This is a genomic window from Lysinibacillus sp. FJAT-14222 (assembly GCF_001278875.1).
GTDB lineage: Bacteria > Bacillota > Bacilli > Bacillales_A > Planococcaceae > Lysinibacillus > Lysinibacillus agricola.
In genome coordinates this window covers 1-24,115 of the sequence record NZ_LIYL01000014.1, presented here as the reverse complement: position 1 = coordinate 24,115, position 24,115 = coordinate 1, and the positions used below count along the sequence as shown (strand labels likewise).

Annotated in this window: 21 protein-coding genes and 4 pseudogenes; 18 read left to right on the top strand and 7 right to left on the bottom strand. The window is 36.8% G+C overall.

Going from position 1 to position 24,115, the window contains the following annotated elements; genetic code table 11:
* Positions 1 to 51: 51 nt before the first annotated feature.
* Positions 52 to 1,857, bottom strand: coding sequence for a diguanylate cyclase (locus AN161_RS06380; protein WP_241774513.1), 1,806 nt, complete (start codon positions 1,855 to 1,857; stop codon positions 52 to 54).
* A 408-nt stretch (positions 1,858 to 2,265) separates the two neighbouring features.
* Between AN161_RS06380 and AN161_RS06375 the strand changes: the two genes are divergently transcribed.
* The 5 genes from AN161_RS06375 to AN161_RS28620 all read left to right on the top strand — a co-directional run bounded on the left by AN161_RS06375 (position 2,266) and on the right by AN161_RS28620 (position 5,376).
* On the top strand, positions 2,266 to 2,826 hold the full coding sequence (locus tag AN161_RS06375) for an Ada metal-binding domain-containing protein (RefSeq protein ID WP_082339864.1): 561 nt from the start codon (positions 2,266 to 2,268) through the stop codon (positions 2,824 to 2,826).
* A gap of 12 nt (positions 2,827 to 2,838) precedes the next feature.
* The gene (locus tag AN161_RS06370; protein WP_053593530.1) at positions 2,839 to 3,756 is read left to right on the top strand and encodes a DNA-3-methyladenine glycosylase; all 918 of its coding nucleotides are present in this window, start codon (positions 2,839 to 2,841) and stop codon (positions 3,754 to 3,756) included.
* Entirely contained in the window at positions 3,743 to 4,225 is a 483-nt protein-coding gene (locus tag AN161_RS06365) for a methylated-DNA--[protein]-cysteine S-methyltransferase (RefSeq protein WP_053593529.1), read from the top strand. The genes AN161_RS06370 and AN161_RS06365 overlap by 14 nt, the downstream gene beginning before the upstream one ends.
* Before the next feature lie 322 nt (positions 4,226 to 4,547).
* A complete protein-coding gene (locus AN161_RS06360) occupies positions 4,548 to 4,898 on the top strand; it encodes a DUF378 domain-containing protein (protein ID WP_053593528.1) in 351 nt (116 codons plus the stop codon).
* Positions 4,899 to 5,169: 271 nt separating this feature from the next.
* The gene (locus AN161_RS28620; protein WP_143114641.1) at positions 5,170 to 5,376 is read left to right on the top strand and encodes a hypothetical protein; all 207 of its coding nucleotides are present in this window, start codon (positions 5,170 to 5,172) and stop codon (positions 5,374 to 5,376) included.
* A gap of 54 nt (positions 5,377 to 5,430) precedes the next feature.
* Here the strand turns inward: AN161_RS28620 and AN161_RS06355 are convergent, their stop codons facing one another.
* Complete coding sequence (locus tag AN161_RS06355; RefSeq protein WP_053593527.1) at positions 5,431 to 6,600, bottom strand: PucR family transcriptional regulator; 1,170 nt, start codon at positions 6,598 to 6,600, stop codon at positions 5,431 to 5,433.
* A gap of 140 nt (positions 6,601 to 6,740) precedes the next feature.
* On the opposite strand from AN161_RS06355, the gene AN161_RS06350 reads away from it, so the two are divergent.
* The 7 genes and pseudogenes from AN161_RS06350 to AN161_RS06320 all read left to right on the top strand — a co-directional run.
* Positions 6,741 to 7,985 carry a Zn-dependent hydrolase gene (locus AN161_RS06350; protein WP_053593526.1) on the top strand — a complete coding sequence of 415 codons (1,245 nt, stop codon included), beginning with the start codon at positions 6,741 to 6,743 and terminating at the stop codon, positions 7,983 to 7,985.
* 79 nt (positions 7,986 to 8,064) lie between these two features.
* Positions 8,065 to 9,468 (top strand): dihydropyrimidinase, encoded by a 1,404-nt coding sequence (gene hydA / locus AN161_RS06345; RefSeq protein ID WP_053593525.1) that lies wholly within the window; start codon positions 8,065 to 8,067, stop codon positions 9,466 to 9,468.
* A 457-nt stretch (positions 9,469 to 9,925) separates the two neighbouring features.
* Positions 9,926 to 11,296 (top strand): NAD(P)-dependent oxidoreductase, encoded by a 1,371-nt coding sequence (locus tag AN161_RS06340; RefSeq protein ID WP_082339850.1) that lies wholly within the window; start codon positions 9,926 to 9,928, stop codon positions 11,294 to 11,296.
* 263 nt (positions 11,297 to 11,559) lie between these two features.
* On the top strand, positions 11,560 to 12,822 hold the full coding sequence (preA, locus tag AN161_RS06335) for an NAD-dependent dihydropyrimidine dehydrogenase subunit PreA (RefSeq protein WP_053593524.1): 1,263 nt from the start codon (positions 11,560 to 11,562) through the stop codon (positions 12,820 to 12,822).
* A 110-nt stretch (positions 12,823 to 12,932) separates the two neighbouring features.
* A complete protein-coding gene (locus tag AN161_RS06330; protein WP_053593523.1) occupies positions 12,933 to 14,453 on the top strand; it encodes an NCS1 family transporter in 1,521 nt (506 codons plus the stop codon).
* A gap of 56 nt (positions 14,454 to 14,509) precedes the next feature.
* Positions 14,510 to 14,719 carry a hypothetical protein gene (locus AN161_RS06325; protein ID WP_053593522.1) on the top strand — a complete coding sequence of 70 codons (210 nt, stop codon included), beginning with the start codon at positions 14,510 to 14,512 and terminating at the stop codon, positions 14,717 to 14,719.
* A 240-nt stretch (positions 14,720 to 14,959) separates the two neighbouring features.
* A pseudogene (locus tag AN161_RS06320) lies at positions 14,960 to 15,424 on the top strand (amino acid permease); the annotation flags it as partial.
* Here AN161_RS06320 and AN161_RS27380 read toward each other — a convergent pair.
* Positions 15,382 to 15,660, bottom strand: a complete 279-nt coding sequence (locus AN161_RS27380; protein ID WP_075807193.1) for a hypothetical protein — start codon at positions 15,658 to 15,660, stop codon at positions 15,382 to 15,384. The pseudogene AN161_RS06320 and the gene AN161_RS27380 overlap by 43 nt on opposite strands.
* A 154-nt stretch (positions 15,661 to 15,814) precedes the next feature.
* On the bottom strand, positions 15,815 to 16,579 hold the full coding sequence (pgeF, locus tag AN161_RS06315; protein WP_053593520.1) for a peptidoglycan editing factor PgeF: 765 nt from the start codon (positions 16,577 to 16,579) through the stop codon (positions 15,815 to 15,817).
* Between the two features lie 173 nt (positions 16,580 to 16,752).
* Here pgeF and AN161_RS06310 point away from each other — a divergent pair, with 173 nt between their 5' ends.
* From AN161_RS06310 to AN161_RS06285, 6 genes and pseudogenes are all read left to right on the top strand, one after another.
* Positions 16,753 to 17,376, top strand: a complete 624-nt coding sequence (locus AN161_RS06310) for a hypothetical protein (RefSeq protein WP_053593519.1) — start codon at positions 16,753 to 16,755, stop codon at positions 17,374 to 17,376.
* Positions 17,377 to 17,492: 116 nt separating this feature from the next.
* Positions 17,493 to 18,016 (top strand): annotated as a pseudogene (locus tag AN161_RS06305) (CAP domain-containing protein).
* Positions 18,017 to 18,233: 217 nt separating this feature from the next.
* Positions 18,234 to 18,548 (top strand): hypothetical protein, encoded by a 315-nt coding sequence (locus AN161_RS06300; protein ID WP_053593518.1) that lies wholly within the window; start codon positions 18,234 to 18,236, stop codon positions 18,546 to 18,548.
* A gap of 295 nt (positions 18,549 to 18,843) precedes the next feature.
* Positions 18,844 to 19,137 carry an S-layer homology domain-containing protein gene (locus tag AN161_RS06295; protein ID WP_053593517.1) on the top strand — a complete coding sequence of 98 codons (294 nt, stop codon included), beginning with the start codon at positions 18,844 to 18,846 and terminating at the stop codon, positions 19,135 to 19,137.
* Positions 19,138 to 19,289: 152 nt separating this feature from the next.
* Positions 19,290 to 20,282 (top strand): VanW family protein, encoded by a 993-nt coding sequence (locus AN161_RS06290; RefSeq protein ID WP_053593592.1) that lies wholly within the window; start codon positions 19,290 to 19,292, stop codon positions 20,280 to 20,282.
* Between the two features lie 107 nt (positions 20,283 to 20,389).
* Positions 20,390 to 21,214, top strand: a complete 825-nt coding sequence (locus AN161_RS06285) for a methyl-accepting chemotaxis protein (RefSeq protein WP_053593516.1) — start codon at positions 20,390 to 20,392, stop codon at positions 21,212 to 21,214.
* 48 nt (positions 21,215 to 21,262) lie between these two features.
* On the opposite strand, the gene AN161_RS06280 is transcribed toward AN161_RS06285, so the two are convergent.
* From AN161_RS06280 to AN161_RS30520, 3 genes and pseudogenes are all read right to left on the bottom strand, one after another.
* Positions 21,263 to 21,880: an HAD hydrolase-like protein gene (locus AN161_RS06280; protein WP_053593515.1), complete on the bottom strand. Its 618-nt coding sequence runs from the start codon at positions 21,878 to 21,880 to the stop codon at positions 21,263 to 21,265.
* Between the two features lie 677 nt (positions 21,881 to 22,557).
* Positions 22,558 to 23,865 (bottom strand): annotated as a pseudogene (locus tag AN161_RS06275) (IS1182 family transposase); the annotation flags it as partial.
* A gap of 1 nt (position 23,866) precedes the next feature.
* A pseudogene (locus AN161_RS30520) lies at positions 23,867 to 24,015 on the bottom strand (IS5/IS1182 family transposase); the annotation flags it as partial.
* Positions 24,016 to 24,115 lie beyond the last annotated feature (100 nt).

The following is a 24,115-nucleotide window of genomic DNA, read 5'->3' as shown; positions in this document are numbered from 1 at the left end:
AAAAAAAAGAGGCGTCAAGACAAGAACTGTCATTGACGCTTTTTTTGCTTTTTACAACTGAGAGGAGACATTGACATCATCTTTTAAAAATTCAACACAGTTTCTGCCTCGTTTTTTTGCTCGATATAATGCTTTATCACATCTTGATAATAATGTATTTAGTGTATCACCATCTGCATAGCTAGTTACCCCAAAGCTACTAGTTTTTCTCTGCACAACAGGGAATTGATGATTTTCTAATTGTTGACGTAGCTTTTCAGAAAGCTTTACAGCATCATCTAGTGTAGTTTGAGGACAAAAAACTAAAAACTCCTCGCCACCCCATCTGCCAATTGTATCTTGCTCTCGAATCGTATTTTGCAATATCTCTGCTACGTTCATTAAAACCAAGTCGCCTACTTGATGGCCAAACTCATCATTTACTTCTTTAAAATAATCAATATCTAGTAGAATAATAGAGAACGGAACCTCTTGATGTTGAGCATGTTCAAATGCTTCTTCTAATACATAATCTAACCTTACACGATTTGGGATTTGGGTAAGGCGATCTGTATTTGCTAATTTTTCAAGCTCAAGTTTTGCCCTTTCTAGCTCTTGTGTTCGTTCTTTTACTTTATGTTCGAGCGTTTCATTTAGCATTTTTTGCATTTCTTGATGCTCTTTTTTTATAATATTGATTTTATCGCCTAATGCTAATGACAAAAATATAGATTCAAAAATAGCACCAACTGCAGGAATATCCTCAAATATAACTGGATGGAATGGAATTATACTTAAAAAAGCCAATGCTTGTACAATGATGGAACCAAGTAGAACTGTCCAACCTACCAAATAAAATCTAGCCATTTTCTGACCTTTTAATAACACAAATATTCCTGATAACCAAAGAAAAATAAAGACTACTACAGCAAAAATAATTGTAAAATTATCTGTAATCGTAACATCAGGGACAATGAAGGAAGCAATTAAAGAAAGTATAGTGATCCATAGTAGTAGATTAGCGGTTTTATGGAATTGTGGTAAATATTTTTTTAGTTCAAGAAACTCTTTGCAAAATAGAAGCATAAACAATAGTAAAAAAATTCCACTTATCGCGGGGGATTTTATAAAATACCATTTAGGCAAAAGGTGCCCCATTAGCTCAATATCTAAAGAATTCAATGCAGCTTGATAGAGGATAAAACTAAACATATACAAAACATAATAAAAGTAAGCCTTATCTTTTAACGAAAAAAATAAAAATAAATTGTAGATTAATAATGCTGATAAGAATCCATAAAAAATTCCTGTTAAATATTTATAGTCGATAATCTTATTGACAAAGCTATCCGTTGTGAAAAGATAAGAAATTAAATTTAATGGTAATTCGCCATCTAATTTTATATAAATTTCTTTGACGGATGGGTCTTGGATTTGAAATAAATTAGAGCGATAATGAATTTTTTGATCGTCAATATTTGAAATGCCTCTCTTTTGAACACTATAGGAGCCATCTTCTTTCACTATAAACATTTCAATGCTATCAAGCTTGTCTGTTACCTCTAACCAGTATGACTCCTGTTTATCCGTTAATAGTTCATCGGTATCTAATCGTAGCCAAATCGTATCATTCGTATGCCAAAAGAATAAAAAATTCTCTTTACTAGTAACAAAGGAATTGTCATATGTACCACTTACTAAATCTTCTATTGTGGTTTTTTTTGACGAGTCACGAAAAACATCATAATGCTGTCCCAATATAATAGGTTCAGATAGTTCTGCAGCATGACATGGTAAGCTGAATTGTGTAAAAGTAAATATAAGTACGATAAAAAAATAAAATAACAGTTTGGTCTTAATAATTTTATTTTTCATCATGTATTCTTTCTCCTATCCTAATCCCTATCCTTCAGTTTCTAGTATGCTGATGTAAGGTTAAATAAGGTGCTCTTAAAATAGAGTGTTATGTAAATATATCACACTTTATTCTATGTTTAGGATTTTTACGAATACTAAATAAAAGATTAAAATAAAAGTTAAGACAATTAGTAACAAAAGAAGATAGATTGTTTAGGATTCCTTCGATTATCAAAGACCATAAGAGCAAGAATGAGGACGAAATGAATAACTATTTCCTGATAATATGGAGGCTAATAAACAATAAGGAGATAGGCAAATGGTGAGTTGGAATTTTTAGATGCAGTATCCATTTTAGAAACAATGAATAGAGCAAATACTTAGGGGCAGGCCAGTAATGGGAAATAGCTGCAAAGGGGATGGAATTTAGTGGACAACAAAATCAATCTTTCATTTGAAGAAATGTGGGTGAAAATTATGGCCTGTGATCAAACATATGATGGGCTATTTTTTACAGCTGTAAAGACTACTAAAATCTATTGCCGTCCCTCATGCAAATCGAGAAAGCCGAAAAAAATAAATGTAGAATTTTACGATGATATTCAAATGGTTGAGAGTGCTGGATATCGTGCATGTAAAAGGTGCCAGCCTGAAGTGGAACACTCTCCACATACTCAACTCATCAAAAAAGTAACAGCCTATTTAATAAATGAATATAAACAACAGTTAACATTACAGGATATTGCTAATCATGTTGGGATTAGTCCATACCATCTTGAACGCCTATTTAAACAAGAAACTGGTGAAACACCGCGTACCTATTTAGAAAAAGTGAGAATAGATAAAGCTGTATATTTTTTGAAAAATACAAGCTATACAAATCTTGAAATTTGCTATGAAGCGGGATTTCAAAGTCCATCAAACTTCTACAAAGTGTTTCGGCATTTAAAACATTGTTCGCCTAGTGAATACCGTACCCAAGATCAATAAGGAGCTAAGGATATGAATTGGATCAATAATGAAACCTATATTGAGATTTACCCTCCTCTAGAATTTAATTATAGAGAGTGTTTAATTTTTTTAAATAGATCTAGTCAAGAGGTGCTTCATCGAATTAAAGACGGTTATTTATATAAATTGCTTAAAGTGAATGGACAGAATATTTTATGTAAAATAGGATATCAAGCAAATTCTATCAAAGTTGAATTTCCAGTACACACACCATCTGAAAGTACTCAAGAAAAAATTGTACAGTACATTTGTGAATGGTTTGATTTAAAAAGAAATCTGAATAGTTTTTATGAAATGGCTCAAGAAGATAAAATTTTGCAGCCACTTGTTAAAAAATATTATGGTTTACGAATAATAGGCATGCCAGATTTATTCGAAGCACTCGTATGGGCCATTATCGGACAACAAATTAATTTAACATTCGCATACACATTAAAAAGACGATTTGTAGAACAATTTGGAGAAAGCTTAACATTTGAAGGAGAAACTTATTGGCTGTTTCCAACATATGAAAGAGTTGCCGCTATTCAGGTGGATGACTTAAGAAATTTGCAATTTACACTTAGAAAATCTGAGTTCATTATAGATATTGCAAAAATCATGGCAAGCGGACAATTGACAAAAGAGATCTTGCTTCAACAAGAAGATTTTTTAAAAAGTAAAAATTTCTTAATGGCGATTCGAGGCGTTGGTGCATGGACAGCTGATTATGTGCTAATGAAATGCATACAAGATCCAACCTCATTTCCTATTGCAGATGTCGGTCTTCATAATGCCTTGAAAAATCAATTAGCATTAAATCGTAAGCCGACTATTGAAGAAATTAAGAGCATCGCAACACATTGGGAAGGCTGGCAGGCTTATGCCACTTTTTATTTATGGAGGTCACTATACGATGAAACAATATAAATTAGATTATCACTCTCCTATCGGCATTGTTGAAATAGTAGGTTCTGATACAGAGATATATTCAATAATGTTTTCAGAGCAAGATCAAATAGTAAATGCTCCTCAAAAAGAAACACCTCAAGTTTTATTAGAATGTCAACAGCAACTACATGAATATTTCATCGGTGAGCGCCATGAATTTACATTTTCTTATGCATTTGAGGGAACTAGCTTTCAAAAAGAGGTATGGACTGCTTTAACTAGTGTCGTTTATGGTGAAACAGCGACTTATAAAGAGACTGCCGTTTCCATTGGCAATGAAAAAGCTGTGAGAGCTGTAGGAAGTGCAAATGGCAAAAATAAATTAAGTATCGTAGTTCCTTGTCATCGAATAATTGGCTCGAATGGAACGCTAACTGGCTATGCCGGTGGAATGTGGAGAAAGGAATGGCTACTTCAGCATGAAAAATCAAATAGTAAGACGATTTAGAGGAGGTACAAAAAATTTTTGTTAGCAAGCCTAAGATGAGGAGCCATTAAAAAAGTGATTTAATACCTTTGATTCTCTAATCTAAAAATAATAATTTCCTTTTTTTGTAATAATAACTTAGCCTAGGTATGCCTTTTGTATAAAACAGCGGTTATTGCAAAAAATAAGACCGTCAAAATAGACGATTGAATTACAATAAGTATTTGTAATTTTATCACTTGTTATGACAGGTTTTTCTGCAGTAGCGACGCATTTCATACATGTGAAGAATATCTTCAAGTGTATAACTGGCTTCGTATTTACAATTGAAGGAGGTGTAAACGTGAGCGTAGTTTATAGAGTCGCATTAGTGTTAGTCATCATTGGAGCAATCAACTGGGGACTCATAGGATTCTTTAGATTTGATTTAGTTGCCTATTTGTTCGGTGGACAAACAGCGGTATTGTCACGATGGATTTATGCATTCGTTGGGTTAGCCGGACTAATATCTATACCGATTCTTGTTATGCGATTTGATGAGGATGAAGACCTTGATCCTCATACTCGCATAGACCGAAACCCAAGCTATGGTATGGAGATTGGGGAAGAAGCAGATTTCACTGAAGTAAAAACAACAGAAGTGAAAAAAGTAGAAAAAAAAGATTCACATAACAAAAATAAAAACAAAAAATAATACCTCTAGTTTACAAAAAAACTGGTGACCATTTTGGTTCGTCAGTTTTTTCGTTATGGTTAGAAGTAAAATATAAGGCAAAAATCCGCATAGATATAAGGGGCGTGTAGAGTTACACATCCATAAACCCAGATAACGAAGCGGATTTTCATTTGCTTGTCGGATTTTGAAAGGAATAAATATAGGATGTTAGCCTAAAACCTTCACATCCTGCGAAAGCGGCTAACTGAACTGCATCGGTAAAAACGCCACGTCCTGTGGTATTACCGAAATGACCGACATCGTGTCGGCCCTCGTGCAGGCCTGGGCACAATTTAAAATCCGGACGCATTGTTTATCTGTGCGAAAGCGAAGCGACAGCAACAAATGTTTTCTGTGCGAAAGCGAAGCGACAGCAACAAATGTTTTCTGTGCGAAAGCGAAGCGACAGCAACAAAATGCAAAGTCGACCCCATTTGTACTTTATATGAATGCATAAAATGATTTAGAAGGTAAATCTATTGAATGAAAATTCTGATATATAAAGTTGCGTTTATTGATGTGTTAACACATCTTCAATCAAAAATGCGATGTAGAGATTTGTTTTTGTAAATGGGTTACTTAAGTCCATATCTAATAGAGTTTCTATTTTTTTAATTTTATAAAGGACTGTGTTGCGATGAATAAATTGGCGTTCACTAATCTTGCCAGTACTACCATTTTCCTCGAGAAAAATCCGTAAAAATTGGACATAATCCGTGTTATGCAATTCATCATAGCGATATAGCTGACCTAAGATGTCTTGGCTATATGATTTGATTAATGTTTGATTTTGCACGGCCATGATAATTTTATAGGCACCAATTTCTTTATATTTGTATAGGAAGCGATTGTTATGAAGTTTTGCTAATTGGATTACTGTTAACGATTCATCATAGCTTTTGCGAACATTTTCAAGCTCTTTATGATAATTTCCTTTACCGATGATAATATCCAAGTAACCATTTTTTTGTGTAATTTTGTCGTATATTTCTTCAACAATTTTTGAGAAGGGAGTGTTTGGTGTATTGATTTGTGCTCTGTCGATTAAAAAGATGAGGTGATTTTTATGCTTTAGTTTTAAGAAGCGTTTATATCTATTTTGAAATGCAAATAGGATCATGACCTCATAACGGTCAATATTAGCTTGCGCACCATTTGCTGTGCATGAAATGATGGCTAGCTCTCTACCTTGTGGAAAACCTAGCAGTGCTAATTGATCTTTAATATAGTTGGCGTTTGGTTTGTAGTGAAAAAGTAAGTTGTAAAGAACCTTTTCTTCGATAGAAAGCTCTTGGTGATGATTGGCGATAAATTGAAATGTTGTTTTTAATAGATCTGCTACCCGATAACTCCATGGCATGTGAAAAATAGGGAAATCATGTTCGTTGGCAAAAATGATGACTGATTCTGGTATATCTGGAATGTATGGGCCAGTATTAATGATAAAACCTGCTACCTTTTTAGAGAAAGCTAGTTTTACAAGCTGCTCTAAGGAGTCTCCTTGTGAGGATAAATTAATACCTGTAGTTACGACTAATTCATTAGGTCTACAAAACATAATTAAATCGATGCTTTCTACTACGTTAATCCCTGTAACTCTTCGATACGTTCCGCTATGTCCAGCTACTAATGTTAGCATTGGGAATTGAACTCCCTCTACAATTTTGCGAATCGTCCCCATTTTTTTCCCCCCTTATTATGAACATAACTTACCATATATCATGTGCAGATGCACATATTTTTTTAGTTTGATATCCATATCTCATAATTTTTAACTCTTATAGAATGTGTATTAACTACTGTGAAAGAGAGGACTTGCATATGTATAAGTGTAATAGTAGACGATTGCAAGAGTTAATTGAACAATTTAGTCAATTTGGAGCTACTGAAAATGGTGGCGTAACTCGTTTGTCACTTTCGAATGAGGATGTTTTAGCAAGAAACTATTTTGGTGAGTGTTGCGGAGAATTAGAGATGGACATCAAAGTCGATGATATGGGTAATATTTATGCCATTCTGCCTGGGAAAAAGGATGTCCCTCCAATTGTCATGGGGTCGCATTTAGATTCCGTTGAAAAAGGTGGGAAATTCGATGGTGTATTAGGCGTTTTAACTGCCATAGAGGCAATAAGAACGTTAAAGGAAAACGAGATTGAGCTAGATATACCGTTAATGATTGTTAATTTTACTAACGAAGAAGGTGCTCGTTTTGATCCAGCAATGATGAGCTCTGGTGTCATCTCATCAAAATTTGAAAAAGAAAAAATGCTACAATCTGTCGACAAAAATGGCACTAGTTTCAAAGAAGCACTGCAAGCAAGTGGCTATGAGGGAGATCAAGAAAATCGCTTAAAAGAAGCGCTTGCTTATATTGAATTGCATATTGAGCAAGGACCTGTTCTTGAGGCAAAGGAACAGGAAATAGGAGTCGTTGAAGGTGTATTAGGCATGGTTTGCTATGAAATTACGGTTACAGGGCAGTCCAATCATGCTGGAACTACACCGATGACAATGCGTCAAGATCCGATGATTGTGTCATCAAAAATCATTACGTATTTACATGAAGAGCTTGGAAAAATTGATGAACAGCTAGTGTTTACCTTTGGCCGAATGAATGTCTCTCCAAATATTCATACCGTTATACCGAACAATGTGACTTTTACGATTGATTCACGTCATCAAAAGCCAGAGATTATGCAAAAGGTTGAGGATATACTGAATAATCTTCCTACAGAGGATATGGGCTGTAGCATAAAGCCAGTTAAGCTCTGGGGTAGGGATACAGTCTATTTTGATACACAAATTTGTAATGAAGTGGAAAAGGCTTGTCAAAGCTTCGGCTATACTGCTCATCGAATGTTTAGCGGGGCAGGTCATGATGCGCAATATATTGCAAGCATCATTCCTTCAGCGATGATTTTTGTACCAAGTATTAATGGTAAAAGTCATTGCGAGGAAGAGGAAACAACATTTGAGGATTGTGCGAAAGGAGCAGATGTATTACTTGAAACAGTATTGACGCTGCAAACAAAATTCAGTATGGGAGAGACATACACGTTACATTAAGGTGGGTGTTGTGAATTATCTTTCCTTACATTGTCATGGTTGAGCATTCTCCATTATTTTACGAAGGGTGAGGGGCAGAATGAAAAAAATTATTAAAGGTGGACGAGTAGCGACAGCTGCAGATGTTTTTGAGGCAGATATTTTAATTGAAAACGGAAAAATTGTTCAACTTGGTAAAAATTTATCCGATGCAGGGGCAGAAATTATTGATGCTACTGGTAAGTTCGTGATGCCAGGAGGAATTGATCCGCACACACATTTAGATATGCCATTTAACAATACTGTGACTGATGATGATTGGAAATCTGGTACGATTGCGGCGGCTTTTGGAGGAACAACTACTATTTTGGACTTCTGCTTAACGGCAGGTGAGGAAAAACTTTCAGCTGCCGTTGAAAAGTGGCATGACAAGGCAAAGGGAAAATCAGCCATCGATTATGGATTCCACTTAATGATTGGTGATTTAACCCCTGAAACGGAAGTTGAATTACCGCAAATTTTAGAGCAGGAGGGCATTACTTCTGTAAAGGTATTTATGGCTTATGCAAAAGAATTTCAAGCAACAGACCGCACCCTTTTTAAGGCTTTTAAAATAGCAAAAGACCTTGGTGCTGTTGTTATGGTGCACTGTGAAAATGGTTCTGTTATTGATGAGCTTGTGGAAGAGGCTCGACGTGCAGGTCATAAGGAGCCAATTTATCATGCACTCACTCGTCCTGCTGAATTGGAGGGCGAAGCAACGAAGCGTGCCATTGAATTAGCTCATATTGCTGGTGCTACGCTTTATGTTGTGCATGTAACTTGTAAAGAGGCAGTAGACGAAATCATTGCGGCACGTGAAAAAGGCTATGACGTCTACGGTGAAACATGTCCACCTTATTTAACTTTGGATCAATCTGCTTTAGCACAACCTGGCTTTGAGGGTGCAAAATATGTTTGGTCTCCACCACTTCGTCCAAAATACCATCAGGATCATTTATGGAATGCTCTAAAAGCAAAACAACTACAAACGATTGGCTCTGATCAATGCTCGTTTAGTTTTAAGGGTAAAAAGCAGTTAGGATTAAATGATTTTTCTAAAATTCCTAACGGTGGGCCATTTATTGAAGATCGCTTCAGTATTTTATATTCAGAAGGTGTAGCTAAAGGGAAGATTTCTATTAATGAGTTTGTCGATATGATTTCCACAAGTGCAGCAAAAATATTTGGTTTATTCCCACAAAAAGGAACGATTGCAATAGGTTCTGATGCCGATATTGTTATTTTTGATCCAGAGGCAAAACGAGAAATATCGGCTAAAACGCATCATATGAATGTAGATTATAACCCATATGAGGGATGGGAAGTAACTGGTGAACCAGTCAGTGTACTAGTTCGTGGAGAGTACGTCATTAAAAATAAAGAATTTGTAGGAGTATTAGGTAGTGGGAAATATATAAAACGTCCATTAAAAACAGCAGCTACAGAAGCACTAAACATTTAGTTAACGTTATGACCGATTGCTTTGGATGGAGAGCAGAGCAATCGGTTTCGTAATATTTTCATTTAGCTACAGAAGACTATCTATCCCTATACGTGGTGAGATGAATGTTGAATGTAGCTCTTTTTTCAATGGTGTAACTAATAAGGCTCATCACCAAAAGTTGTGGATGACATATGTTCAAACGTATGCCATTTATATAGGTTGATTGGAGTGGAGGCTGGCGACTCCTTGGGGATCAGCGATATAGAGGAACGAAGGCTAAAAGCATCACGTCCTGTGATAACGCCTTCGTGACCAACATCCTGTTGGCCCGAGACCCTGCAGCGCAGCGGATGTTTTCTGTGCGAAAGCGAAGCGGCAGCAACAAAGCGCCCAGCCGGAACGGAAATCAACCTACACATTATGGTGACGAGCCATGATAAGAAGGAAAAAATGAACACATGAGGGGGATGTGGAAATGGCTCTGAATCAAGAAAATATAATGTCCCAACAGTTAAAACGTAATTTTATGGAATTGACTAGCAGGATGACAAAGAATGAGGCAATTGAGGAAGCTAATCGTTGCCTTTATTGCTATGATGCACCATGTATCAAAGCCTGTCCAACGAGTATTCAAATCCCAAATTTCATAAAAAAAATTGCTTCTGGTAATATGAAGGGCTCTGCTACGACTATATTAGAAGCAAATCCAATTGGTGCAAGCTGTGCAAGGGTTTGTCCAACGGAGGAACTATGTGAAGGGGCGTGTGTATTAAATTCCTCAACAAAGCCAATTAAAATCGGAGAGTTACAGCGCTATGCAACAGATTGGGCAATGGAAACGAATGCTCAGTTATTTAAGCAAGGGCAAAGCAATGGACAGAAGGTAGCGATTATTGGTGCAGGTCCTGCCGGTTTATCGGCTGCTCGAGAACTTAGTCGTTTTGGCTATCATGTCACAATCTATGAAGCTGAATCGAAAGCTGGTGGCTTAGGTAGCTATGGTATCGTATCGTTCCGCCTACCAAATGAAGTAGTTGATTGGGAGATTGAGCAGATTGAAAAACTTGGTGTGGAAATCAAAACGAACACAGCTGTCGGTGTTGATATTTCTGCTGAAGATATCTTGGCGCAATATGACAGTGTTATTTTAGCAGTTGGTATGGGAGCTGTGCCAAATCTGGGCATTGAAGGAGAAGATTTAGACGGTGTACATGATGCGATAGAGTTTGTCAGAAAGACAAAAATGGGAACGCTTACAAAAAATATTGTTGGAAAGCGAGTGGCTGTCATTGGTGCGGGAAATACCGCGATTGACGGTGCTACAAGTGCAGTGCGTTTAGGTGCTGACAATGTTCAAATTCTTTATAGAAGAACACAAAAAGAAATGACTGCGTACAAATTTGAATATGAATTTGCCAAGCAGGACGGTGTGGAGTTTAAGTGGTTAACAGCACCGAAAAAAATTATTGGCAATGAGGCAGGTGTGGTAGTAGGCATTGAATGTGTGAAAATGAAGCTCGGTGAAGCGGGTGCAGATGGCCGACAAAGACCTGAAGAGATTGAGGGATCCAACTTTATTATTGAAGTGGATGCTGTTATTAAGGCCATTGGGCAAACACGTTTTGTGTCATTGATTGAAGCTTTTGGCTTGCAGCATACAAATGGCGTTGTGGATATTGATGAAACGACAATGCAAACTTCGAATGCCAAAGTATTTGCATGTGGAGATGTCGTCTTCGGAAATGGACAGGGCGAGGCGATGGTTGTAACAGCTGTACAGCAAGGAAAAGACGCAGCATACAAGACCCATCAACGTTTAACTTCTTTCAGCAAATCGCTTTTGTAGCGAAAGCAAAGCGTCAGCTACAGAAGTTTAAGCTACTTTTCAGCAGGTGTCCAAACACCCGCTGAATAGAGGAACTCAGTCTAAGAACGCCACGTCCTGTGGCAACGACTGAGTGACCAACATCACGTTGGCCCAAAGCCTCCGGCGGATGTCATGGAATCGGAAAGGAGTGCTTTGTGCTTGCACAAAGCCGATTCCAGACACAATTATGCCGAGGCATAATTGATGAAATCCAAGTGAGATTGCATAAGGGAGGAACTAATATGGCAGACTTACGCATTGACTTAGCGGGCATCAAATCGCCGAATCCATTTTGGCTTGCGTCAGCACCACCAACGAATTCAGGCTATCAAGTACAACGCGCATTTGAAGCGGGGTGGGGTGGTGCTGTATGGAAAACATTAGGTGATCCAATTTTAAATGTTTCTTCACGCTTTGCAGCTGTTAGCTTTAACGGACAAAGAGTAGCGGGCTTCAATAATATTGAACTGATTACGGATCGTCCGTTAGAGGTAAATTTACAAGAAATTTATGAAACGAAAAAAAAGTTTCCACATCACGCAATCATCGCTTCTTTAATGGTGGAGCCAAAGCAAGAAAAGTGGCATGAGATTGTTAAACGAGTAGAAGATGTGGGTGTTGATGGTCTTGAGCTTAACTTTGGTTGTCCACATGGGATGGCAGAACGAGGAATGGGGTCTGCCTCTGGTCAAGTACCTGAATTGGTGGAAAAACAAACGTACTGGGTGAAAGAGGCAGCGAAAACACCAGTAATTGTGAAGTTAACACCAAACATTACCGACATTACGGTAACGGCAGAAGCGGCTACAAGAGGTGGAGCAGATGCTATTAGTATGATTAATACGATTAACAGCTTAGCGGGTGTCGACTTAGATACATGGAATACAGTGCCTCATGTAGCAGGAAAGGGTGCCCATGGTGGTTATTGTGGCCCTGCCGTTAAACCAATTGCACTCAATATGGTTGCAGAGTGTGCCCGTAATCCATTAATCAATGTACCGATTTCGGGCATTGGTGGTATTTCCAACTGGCAAGATGCTGCCGAGTTTATATTAATGGGAGCTACGGGCGTGCAAGTGTGTACAGCAGCGATGCATCATGGCTTTAGTATTGTTGAGGATATGATCGATGGACTCAATAACTATTTAGATGATAAAGGCATTGCCTCTGTCATGGATTTAGTAGGTCGATCAGTTTCCAGATATTCCAATTGGGGTGACTTGGACTTAAATTATAAAATCGTGGCTGAAATTAATAACGATGTTTGCATTAACTGTAACAAGTGCCATATTGCATGTGAGGATACATCGCATCAATGTATCGACTTATATTCAGAAGATGGTCGCCCAATTCTGAAAGTTCGGGAAGAGGACTGTGTAGGTTGTAATTTGTGCTCAATTGTTTGTCCTGTAGATGGTGCTATTACAATGGTTGAACGCAAATCTACAGTTCCGCCAATGACCTGGAATGAACGTCAATCTCTGATTAGCAGTCTATCTAAGTGATATGTCTTTAAATAAACTGAAATTCCACCTTCCTTCAGCATTTTCGTTGGAGGAAGGAATAACCCCAATGTAAGTTGTCACGGAAATTTGATAAAAGAAGGAGAGATTATATGGAACGAGATGGGAATTATTTAAAATCCCCAGATTTACTTCCAGTGACACATCAACAAAGAAATATTGGAACATTTGGTTTTGCAGTAATTTGGATAGGGATGGCAATTGTCTTAGCGGCTTTTGCAATCGGTGGTTCGGGAATCATGAGCTTACCATTGCCAATGGTAATTTTAGCAACGTTGATTGGCTCGTGTTTAATTGGTGTATTTATGACGTTAATTGGTGATATAGGGATTGAGCATGGCTTATCATTCCCAGTATATATGCGTGCTCCGTTCGGTACATTTGGCACACATATTCCGTCACTTGTCCGCGGTGTAACGGCTGCCTGTTGGTTCGGTCTGAACACTTATTTTGGAGCATTAGCGATAAACGGCATTTTGAATTTACTTTTTAGTTTTGATAATTGGTTTATCTGTTTCATTGTCTTTGCAGCACTTCAATTATTTAATACATCTCTAGGGATTAAATCTATTGAACGTTTTGCAGACTTAGCAGCGCCAGTTATTATTTTAATTTCCTGCTGGATGTATTATACACTGGCAGATCATGCAGTAGCTCAAGGGAAAAATATTTGGACGTGGGTAGAGGCGCCAACAACAGGATTTGCAGCCTTCACTGCATTTATGGTAGTGATTATGGCAAATATGGGATTCTGGGCGACGCTAGCTGCCGACATGCCTTCACTTTCACGCTTCTTTAAAGCACCAAAAAATGAACGCAACTGGTTCAAACGCAACAAAACACAGCTGGTTGGTTCATTAATCGTCATGCCGATTACAAATACTTTCATTGTGACAATTGGTGCTGTGTGCTATATGGCTGTTGCCTCAGCTGATCCTATCAATGCATTACAGCAAAGTGCAAGTGGCTTTATTTTAGGGATTTTACTGTTAATGATTGTATTAGCACAATGGTCAACTAACACCTCTGCAAATGTTATCCCAGCGGCAACAATCTTCTCAAATATTGGTGGTCCAAAAGTGCCGTTTTGGGTTGGGGTTGTTATTGCAGGAATAATTGGTATTCTAGCACAGCCTTGGAGCTTATTTGATGTGTTAGTCAATGCACTTTTAATTATTGGAGGAATTTTAACAGCAATCGTTGGTATTTTATTTGCTGATTACTATTTAATCCGTAAACGTCGCGTGCATGTAAAAGCACTTTATGACTTAGATGGGCAATTTAAATATTGGAATGGCTTTAACATAGCTGGTTTACTCGCTTGGATTATCGGTGGTGTAGTGGCAAATATTTTCTCCACTTATTCTTCATTAGTAGGGTTCTTTGTAGGGGCACTTGTATATTATGTATTAGCGAAGTATTGGTGGTTCAAAAAATACCCTCAAGCTGAGTTAGAAGATCCAAGTGATGCAAAATATTTAGGGATTACAGTTGGTCATAATTTAGATGAATTATTTGGACAGCAACAAACGCCTGTGCCAACTGTTGTTCCAGATGAGGAAGAAATCGTTGAGCAACCAGATCCGCTGTTAGAAATAAAAGGTACTGAATAAATAAGACACCAAACAGATTTTCACTAGGTTGATTAACGGAAAGGTGAGGTGATTGCATGTCAGAATATCAACAAAGCACAGAGGAAATAAAAAAGGTGGATCATTATTTAGATAGCGGCTTCAAAATCCAAAATGTCTATGAAAATTTAAGTGGAATGTTTGTAGAATTTGCGCGTCAAGAAGAGGTTATTCTGTTGCAAATTCTAACAGCAGATGCACGCAAATACTTCTCTGCAAAGCTCCAGGAACAAACGTTATTACAGTAACAAAGTAAACTCTATTCCATTCATCTTTACATGATGGGATAGAGTTTTTTTAATATAATAAAATACAGCTTTACTCTTCGTTGATTCGTTTTCGGATAAAGCAAGATAGAATCGTGCTACAACAGCTAATCTGATTGTAATGAAACCTTCGAAGTGATGGATAGACCCTTCAAGACCGGCCTGAACAGTCGACCTGCCGGATAGAATACAAAAATGCCTTGCAATTCTTGCTCCATTTTTGTATATAGTGCAGGACGTATGCTGTATACGCTTGCTATGAATGGACAAGCACCTAAATTTTTTGCGAAGCTTTCTAGTAATGGTGTTCCGTTATTCGGTACAGCAGGCGTACTAATTGGTTTGGTTATCGGGGTTATTCTCAGCTATATTGCGCCAAAAAATTTATTTGTTTATGTATATAGTGCAAGTGTATTACCAGGGATGATTCCGTGGTTTGTTATTTTAATAAGTCAAATACGTTTTAGAAAAATAAAAGGTGAGCAACTGTCAAAGCACCCATTCAAAATGCCATTTGCACCTTTTACAAACTATATAACGATTGCCTTTTTAGTCATGGTGCTATTCGGTATGTGGTTTAATGATGATACACGAGTTTCTCTCATTGTGGGAATTATTTTCTTAGCTCTTGTTATCATTAGCTATTATGTTTTTAGAATTGGAAAAGATCGTCCAGTTAATAAATAATGAAATGTTAAAAGGGTGTATGTATTCCAAAAATAAGGGTCATCACCTAACGTGGGGTTGATTTCCGTTCCGACTGGGCGCTTTGCCGCTGACGCTTCGCTTTCGCGCAGATAAAACATTGTTGCTGTCGCTTCGCTTTCGCACAGACAAAACATTGTTGCTGTCGCTTTGCTGTCGCACAGATAAAACATTGTTGCTGCCGCTACGTTAGCACTACGCTTTCGCATAGAAAACATCCGCTGTGCTCCAGGGTCTTATCTGTGACGCTGATCCCCGAGGAATCGCCCAGTCTTCCCTACAATCAACCACTTAGCATGTATCCTCTGGCATATCACTCTAATTTATAGTGATAAAATGAAGGGACAATCCGTTAAGAATTGTCCCTTTTCATTACTGTTCTTTTCGCATAATAAAGCTTAAATGTCTTCCTGCCTGTTTATCTTGACGGTAGGAAAAGCCATCTGGGCTGAGATATGTGCAGGTTGAATCAATCAAAATTTGCTTAGAAGGAATGCCTGTAAGCTCACATTGTTTTTTAACAGTTTGTTGATTATCGATATGATATTTATTTGTTTGTGCATTGTAATACATAAAGTCTTCAGCATAGCCTAGCTTATGAAATTTTTCATAAACATCTGCATCCACCTCAAATTTCTGCTGACTGAGTGCCATACCGATTTGTACGTGAAAATCTTGTGGGTTACAATGCTCATGCTCCATTAAATGTTGGAAAAGCTTTAATGTTACTTCCTTAACAGTGCCTTGCCAGCCTGAATGAACCACGCCAATAAGGCCATTGACTTCATTATAAAAAATAACAGGTACACAATCTGCTGTAAAACTACATAAAAGTAAATTCGGCTCTAATGTATAAAGTGCATCCGTATTAGCAATGGCAGTGTCCATTTGCTCTGCGCCACGTCCTTTATCAGAAATCGTGACTTTATGGAAATTAGCACTATGTGTTTGTTGAGTGCAAATAAAATTATTTAAATCACAATGTAAAGTAGCTGCTAATTTTTTTCGATTATCTAGCACATCCGTTGCATTCACACATGTATGTAGCGCCATGTTGTTTTGTTCAAGCTCGATGTCATCCTTTAAGGTAGTGCCTGAGATAAATTGGTCATTATCAAAATAAATTTTAGTTTTCATATCATCACCTCATCTTACTATATATGATTGGTTAATGAATGTATAGGCGCTTACTCTTAAGATTTTTAAGAGTCCAAATATTCACACTCCCCCTGCATTCTTTTGACATAAAGAATAGATTTCTTCACATATAGTATCGAAGAATGATTATTAGAGGGAAGGAGTTTGTAAATATGACTCAAGAAAAATTCCTACTGATTTGCCAATTTGGCATGTGGCTATTTTGGATTATTACATATATATTAATCATCAAACAGGGAATAAAGGATAAGAGATATGGGATGCCCATGGCCGCAATTTGTGCCAATATTTCATGGGAATTTATTTTTTCATTTATGTATCCGCTAAATGATTTGCAAAGGATCCTTACTTTCCTATGGTTTCTTTTGGATATCTTCATTATGGCGCAATTTTTACTTTATGGTTATAAGGAGTATAAAAAAATTATTCCGAGAAAGATATTTTATTCATCTTTTTTCATAACACTCGTAGTAAGCTTTTTCACGATTTTAGCGCTGATGCATGAATTCAATGATAAGGCAGGCATATATGCAGCATTTTTCCAAAATCTGATGATGTCAGGGCTTTTTATCGCTTTATTCATACAAAGAGGGAACTTAAGTGGCCAATCAATGGGCATAGCCGTTTGTAAAATGATCGGGACTGTGTTTGCAGCAATTGGCTTCTATATGTATTTTAGAACACCATTGATTACTATTATTTCGCTTGCAATCTTTATTTATGATTGGGTTTATATAGTACTGATCTATAGATTTTATGTGAAATATGCTAAATAAAAAACTTTAAATCTGCACGCTTTTGCGGTAGAAGCCACCCTTAAGAGAGGAGGGCTTATATTTAAGCAGCACTTGCAACAGTATTATCTGCATCATTATTAGTTCCAGTCGGTGCTATGGCAGCCGATTCATATACAGTTGTATCTGGTGATTCTCTTTGGAAAATCGCTGTAAAAACAAACAGGAGTGCAAGCGCTTATAGATGCCAATCCTCAACTAGCCAATCCAAATCAAATATATTCAGGCCAAAAAAATTTATCTACCTACTAAAGAACAAGCAAGTGTAGAACAAGAAGTTGTCAAACTAGTCAATGCTAAACGAGCAAAAGCAGGTATTCCAGCATTAAAAGAAGATTGGGAGTCTGCGCGAGTAGAAAATATAAATCTCAAGACATGCATGACAAAAAATACTTTGATCACACAAGCCCAACTTACGGTACACCATTTACGGTGATGAAAAACTTCGATATCAGCTGGCGAAAATATTGCAATGGGTCAACGCTCAGCAGAGGAAGTTGTGAAAGCATGGATGAACAGTTCAGGTCAGAGAGCGAATATCCTGAACAAAAGTTATACACATATCGGTGTAGGATACGTCAAAGAAGGTAATTACAGGGCACAAATGTTTATACAAAAATAACAACGATGAACTACCTCGAACTCAGCTTTTACTGAGGGAAGGGTAGTTCTTTTTTCGTTATGAATTCTAACGGCGGTATTGCTAGTGCTACCAGCGATGTTCAAAACCCTAAGAACAAAAGAGCATTATTCTTGTAGAGTAAGCGATATCGTCATATAATATATGAATAATAATAATTATTTTATTATAAATATTCATAAAAGGTGAGTGGGGATTTATGATATCACGGACTTGGCATGGTATGGTTCCGCTAGAAAAGAAGATAGATTTCGAAGCATATTTACATAAAACAGGTATAGAAGAGTCGACTTCACTAGATGGAAATCTAGGAGCTTATGTAAAAATTATAGAGCAAGATCATTATGCACATTTCTTTTTGTGTACTGTCTGGTCATCGTGGGAGGCTATCCATCTTTTTGCTGGGAGTGAGCCAACAATAGCCGTTACATATCCTGAAGATGCAAAATACGGCTTAATTTCTGATCCAATTGTGATTCATCAAGAAGTTATTACAAGTGATAATCCATTTTAATAAACGCAAGCAGGTTCATTTTTATGAGCCTGCTTATTTTGTTAACAATTCGGAGTGAAAAACATTAACATTCCTCAGTATTCTAGTGTTTTTTTCTATTCTAATATTGGAAGAGGAAAGGAGGCTTACCTTTGAATAAAAATAAATATAAGGATCTATGTTTTACCATTGGTGAAAATGAAAAAGGAGATGGAAAGATAAAAAAACTATTACTGGGTAGCAATAGACCTGTTTTTAACGGGTGCAGGTAAATCTTCGGTAGCTACCGTAGGACTCTTTCATATAAGTGGTATGGATGTCGAATCAGCTTAAGGTGACTCAGGAGAGAAATGAGCAAGTTACTGTTTTACATAATAAATCAATTAGATGCATTTCAAAATACACAGCAACTAGAAATGCTTCGATTTCAAAGTCTTACAAAGTTCTTGCCTTTGCTATAACAGCAGGAGGGACAAGCACATTCCAAGACGTACCAACAACGCATTGGAGCTATAATTATATTGCCGCATTAGCTGATTACGGTATTGCACTTGGCTATAACGGTAAATTTAGCCTCGACGAGCCAGTAACACGTTTACTACAAAACTAACTATAAAATAAACACTCTACAAAGTGATTCACTCGACTTTGTAGAGTGTTTTCACTTTATAGACAAATAAAAATGAACAAAAAGCAACACACTATCAGCAATACACGAATAAGATGTCTCTGTAGTATTACGATAGAGGTAGGTGTTTTATGTTGAAAAAGAAGTGGATGGTCACACTGTGTATTGTATGCACAATTGGACTAGTTGGCTGTCAGTGGAAATCTGCGGATGAGAAAAAGCTAGAAAAACAAGTTCAAGAGTTAGAGCAAGAAAATAAGGAATTAAAAAAGCCTGTTACTTTTGAACAACAACAAGCAGAGCCCGTCGTTGTTGAAATTGTGGACCCTTCTACCAAAGCCATCATACAGACAATTTCACCGAAAGAAATGGACTATGAAAGTGATATGCAATCGTATACAAAACAAATTGAGCAATTGGCAAAAGAGTTAGCGAGAGGAAATGAAAAAACAGCCGGCTATGATAAGCGTATGATACTTGATAAACTAGATAATCAAGGAAAAGTAATTAAAGGTAGTCCTTTAATTGTTTTAAAAGAAAGTGAATTAGTAGAGAGAATCTTAGAAGCATCAGCGCTCGGTGGTAAAGTGGAGATGCCTCTTTACATTACAGAAAGCGGTTATTATTTTGAAGATATTCCTTATTTGGAGGATGTAATTGTCGCATCTTATACAACTTACTTCAATACCTATGATGTAGGAAGAAATAAAAATATTGAACTTTCTGCAAAGGCAATCAATAATGTTATCATTGGAAGTGGAGATAATTTCTCCTTTAACACAGTAGTTGGGCCTAGAGATGAAGCGAATGGTTATCAGCCCGCACCCGAAATCATCAATAAAAAGGTTGTGATGGGCATTGGGGGAGGTATTTGTCAAACGTCTTCAACCTTGTTTAATGCGGTTGATCAAATACCAATAAAATTTGTAGAACGTCACCACCATTCCTTGGATATTGGGTATGTTCCAAAAGGAAGAGACGCCACGGTTTCCTATGGTGGCTTAGATTTTAGATTTCAAAATACAACTGCCGTTCCATTTTTAATAAAAGCTAACTATGGTAAAAATTCTCTTACAGTTGAAATAAGAACAGCAGAAAAATATGTAGAAATCTTAAAAAAGCCATAGTAGTTTTTTCTAAGACACTTATGTCGCAGGTGTCTTTTTTTAGGTGTCATGATATAGTTAAATTGAGGTATTTCAGTATAATTGTGTTATGAGGAAGGGGAAAAACAATGCACCCAAAACTACAGGCAACAATAGATTCTATTGATTTTTATCAGGTAACATATCCAGAAGATGCTTGTATTATAGTTGCTGATACTGAGAAAGTCATTGCCTATAAGCCAGGTAAACAAGTGGACTTAAAGATTAGAGTTGGTGATCCTGTAGTGAAGTATCGTGGAACAACAACTGAAAAGGCTCTTAGCTCAGAAAAGTTTATTAGAGAAGAGCGAGGATCTGAGGATTTTGGAATGGCATATATTGCCTCAGCACAGCCTATTTTTGATGGTGGGAAAGTAATTGGTGTGTTAAGTGCCATTATTTCCAATGAAAAAATGGATGGTATGCGTTTATTAGCGACAGAACTTTCTAGTTCTGTTGAAGAAATGACCGCAACGAATGAAGAGTTAGCAGTAGCAAGTGTAGATGTATCAAATCGCTTGGAGGAGCTATCCAAGTTTTCGGAATCAATGACTGGCGATATTCAACAAATCAATACGATTGTTAATTTAGTAAAAGATTTAGCCATGAAATCTAAAATTCTTGGATTAAATGCTTCCATTGAGGCTGCTCGCTCAGGTGAGCATGGACGGGGCTTTGCTGTAGTAGCATCTGAAATACAGAAAATGTCGCAAAGTAGTAATGAAAGTGCCAATAGCATTACAAATCAATTAGAAAGCATTAAACAATCTATTGATCAAGTCAATGAATCAGCAAATCAAATCACAACGTTTACGCAACAATTTTCTGTGAGTATGCAGGAATTAACCGATGCTTATAAAGGGATTAACAGCACAGCAGAAAAATTAATGCATATTAGCGAGGTAAAATCCTAACATTTAAAAAGGATAATAGCGGGGGGGAATCGCCATTATCCTCTTCGTTTATATGATAGTTAAAATTTCCTGTGGTGTAGCAACTTTGTACTCGGGCTCCTCTTGTTGTATAACTTCAATAGCGTCATATCCCCAACCAACCCAAATAATAGGTACTCCCGCTTTTTTGCATGCTACAATGTCTCTTTGCTCATCACCAATGTATAAAACTTCTGATGGTGTAATGTTAGAGTCCTTTAAAAATTTTTTAATCACTTTATCCTTCCCGAAAATACGGTTTGAGCATAGAACATTTGACACACAATGAATGGCATTCATTTTTAGAAATTCTAAAATGTTCTCCTTTGAATTGGAGGAAATAATAAGGATTTTATAGCCCCTTTTATCAATTTCCATAAGGACTTCTTTAATACCATCATAAAGATGAACATCATTTAATGACTGTCGATATAATCGATAAAACTGTGGTAAAATCATAGGCAATTTATACATAGGAAAGTCAAATAATTTACTTCGATCCGCGATAGATAATTTTTTCAATGATTCAATTTCCTTTAACTCTATTCCTTTAAATTTATATTTCTGCGCAAGTGTATTCCAAGCTGATGCAAACACAGCCGTAGAATCTGCCAGTGTTCCATCAAAATCAAAGATGATATATTTCATAGTAAACTTTCTCCTTTATAATCTAGTTGTATTGACGCTTTTTTCTTAAAAAAGTTACTAGGAATAGGAACGCCTATTCTTAATATAATGACATGATTATACAGGATATGAAACAAAGTAATGCAAATAACTCTAGATGAGCAAATTTTTTCACTAATAGGTAAATATTTTTTCAGATTAAAGGGAACAAGACATTTTCTTTTGATAAATATTGTACCGAAGAATGCGTAAAATTCAACAACGAAAGTCTTTGTTTTGAAGAAGAATTGAAATGTAATCCAAAAACCAAAGACCTTGGAACAAAAGGTACTTTGGTTTTTGGATTAATAAGCGGCGCTGTAAAAGGCAGTTTATTGTGTTTTCTTCATAAATAATGAAAGCACAACGTTGAGCATAGCTAGTACTAAACTAATTTTAACATCTTTCAGCAAATGTTTTTTGCCGAAAGCGTAGCGACAGGTACAGATGTTTTATATAACGTAAGTGAAACGGCAGTCCGAGGCATAATTGATTGCTGTTTCACTAAATAACCCGACAAAGCCTGTTACCAAAAGGGCAGCCGTTATGGAGCGCACTGAAAAACTTACGCTTTCAAATTAGCGAACCTTTTTCAGATAATAATAAGGCACTTCTTGTTCAATTTTGAACAGGAAGTGCCTTATTTCTGTCTCTATTCCTTATTCATTTTCGTTTAGTAGCTTTAATATCCGTTTCAAATTGACGGCGAATATCGTTGTAGCACCTTGAATTTCCATGCCAAATAGACCCGCAGTCGATGCCGTATCGTACCCGTGTCCGTTTTTTAATTCACTATTCTTCGCTTCTACTTTATAGCGATTTGTGGCTAATTGCTTAAAAGCTTCCGTATTTTGAAATGCCTCTTGTTCGGCATGTGTATCCGACTTAATTGTGACAGAATACGTTTTACTTTTTGCGCCTTCTTTATAACAGCCCTCTCTCATTGGACATACTTTGCATTTTTCAATATCAAAATAATATGTCTGACTTTGATTCATACTCGTTCCTTTTTTACCCGTACGTGCTTTTCTTGTCACGAGATGACCGGCCTTACAAACAAACATTCCAGCATCTTTATTAAACTCAAACTTGTCTTCTTCTTTTCGTGGTCCTTGTGTAAGAATAGGGTTCAACTTTGCCACAAGTGCGATTTTCTCTTCTTTAGTATATTCGATGTTTGCCTTTTCAGAGTAAGCTGCGTCTCCAATAACTGTATTAATTTTCATACCTGCTTGTGTGCTTTTTTCAATTAACTCTTGAAGATATTTTCCATCGCTTTTTTCACCTGTTGTAATGACAGCCGCTGTAATAATACGTTCATCACTCAACGCGATATGTGTCTTATACCCGAAGAAAGAAGAATCCGACGTCTTATGCCCTTTTCGCGCATCCGCATCAGAAGAGTAATTTAGATGTTCTTGGAAATCTTCTGCGGCTTCTTTTAAAACATTCAGCTTTTCTTTGACAGCTGGCATTTGTGCAATTTGTGGTTCCTTTTCAATGACTGAAATAACTTCCTTACAGTAAGCTAATTCATCCTTTACTTCGTTAGAAGTGGTCTTTACGGGGAATTTGTCTTTCATCGATTCGTCAATTTTGTAGACAGCTTTTCGAGCGTTTTTTGATTTCTCTTGTAAAAATTCTTTAGGCGTTTTTTGGTTGTAACGTGCTTTTGTATGTGTGGCATCCACAATAATCGTTTGACTGTTGATGATTTTTTCTCCAATGCGATCTCAACTGTTTTCCCAATGAGCATGTCTAATAAGCTTACGTCTTGGAGACGAATCCGACGAAATTTTGTAAGCGAACTTGAATCAATGACTGGGTCTTCTGGCGCCATGTCCAAAAAATATTTGAATGACATATCGTACTTTGAACGCTCTACAAGGTCGACGTCTGATACATCATAAATCGCTTTTAATAATAAGTACTTAAACATGCGAATTGGAGAAATGGCATTACGTCCANTCTAAACAATATTTTGTTTTTAACTCTTCTAAAATGAATGAAAAATCAACAAGTTCATTGATTTGGCGAAGCATATTATCTTTTGGCACAACAATATCGTAGATCGCCATATATGGACTTAAATGAAGGGTTTCTTGATTTGAAATCATCGGGGGCACCACCTGCACATTAATTCTTTTATTATAAAGGAAAACGTGACTAAAATAATAGTGTGATACATTGCGTTGTTTGGAGAAGCATCGCTCGACT

Bases quoted from the DNA above. Each gene is read 5' to 3' on its own strand.
- AN161_RS06380 (WP_241774513.1), bottom strand. From the start codon at position 1,857: ATGATGAAAAATAAAATTATTAAGACCAAACTGTTATTTTATTTTTTT.
- AN161_RS06370 (WP_053593530.1), top strand. From the start codon at position 2,839: ATGAATTGGATCAATAATGAAACCTATATTGAGATTTACCCTCCTCTA.
- AN161_RS06365 (WP_053593529.1), top strand. From the start codon at position 3,743: ATGAAACAATATAAATTAGATTATCACTCTCCTATCGGCATTGTTGAA.
- AN161_RS28620 (WP_143114641.1), top strand. From the start codon at position 5,170: ATGACCGACATCGTGTCGGCCCTCGTGCAGGCCTGGGCACAATTTAAA.
- AN161_RS06355 (WP_053593527.1), bottom strand. From the start codon at position 6,600: ATGGGGACGATTCGCAAAATTGTAGAGGGAGTTCAATTCCCAATGCTA.
- AN161_RS06350 (WP_053593526.1), top strand. From the start codon at position 6,741: ATGTATAAGTGTAATAGTAGACGATTGCAAGAGTTAATTGAACAATTT.
- hydA (WP_053593525.1), top strand. From the start codon at position 8,065: ATGAAAAAAATTATTAAAGGTGGACGAGTAGCGACAGCTGCAGATGTT.
- AN161_RS06340 (WP_082339850.1), top strand. From the start codon at position 9,926: ATGGCTCTGAATCAAGAAAATATAATGTCCCAACAGTTAAAACGTAAT.
- preA (WP_053593524.1), top strand. From the start codon at position 11,560: ATGGCAGACTTACGCATTGACTTAGCGGGCATCAAATCGCCGAATCCA.
- AN161_RS06330 (WP_053593523.1), top strand. From the start codon at position 12,933: ATGGAACGAGATGGGAATTATTTAAAATCCCCAGATTTACTTCCAGTG.
- AN161_RS06325 (WP_053593522.1), top strand. From the start codon at position 14,510: ATGTCAGAATATCAACAAAGCACAGAGGAAATAAAAAAGGTGGATCAT.
- AN161_RS27380 (WP_075807193.1), bottom strand. From the start codon at position 15,660: ATGTTTTCTATGCGAAAGCGTAGTGCTAACGTAGCGGCAGCAACAATG.
- pgeF (WP_053593520.1), bottom strand. From the start codon at position 16,579: ATGAAAACTAAAATTTATTTTGATAATGACCAATTTATCTCAGGCACT.
- AN161_RS06310 (WP_053593519.1), top strand. From the start codon at position 16,753: ATGACTCAAGAAAAATTCCTACTGATTTGCCAATTTGGCATGTGGCTA.
- AN161_RS06300 (WP_053593518.1), top strand. From the start codon at position 18,234: ATGATATCACGGACTTGGCATGGTATGGTTCCGCTAGAAAAGAAGATA.
- AN161_RS06295 (WP_053593517.1), top strand. From the start codon at position 18,844: ATGTCGAATCAGCTTAAGGTGACTCAGGAGAGAAATGAGCAAGTTACT.
- AN161_RS06285 (WP_053593516.1), top strand. From the start codon at position 20,390: ATGCACCCAAAACTACAGGCAACAATAGATTCTATTGATTTTTATCAG.
- AN161_RS06280 (WP_053593515.1), bottom strand. From the start codon at position 21,880: ATGAAATATATCATCTTTGATTTTGATGGAACACTGGCAGATTCTACG.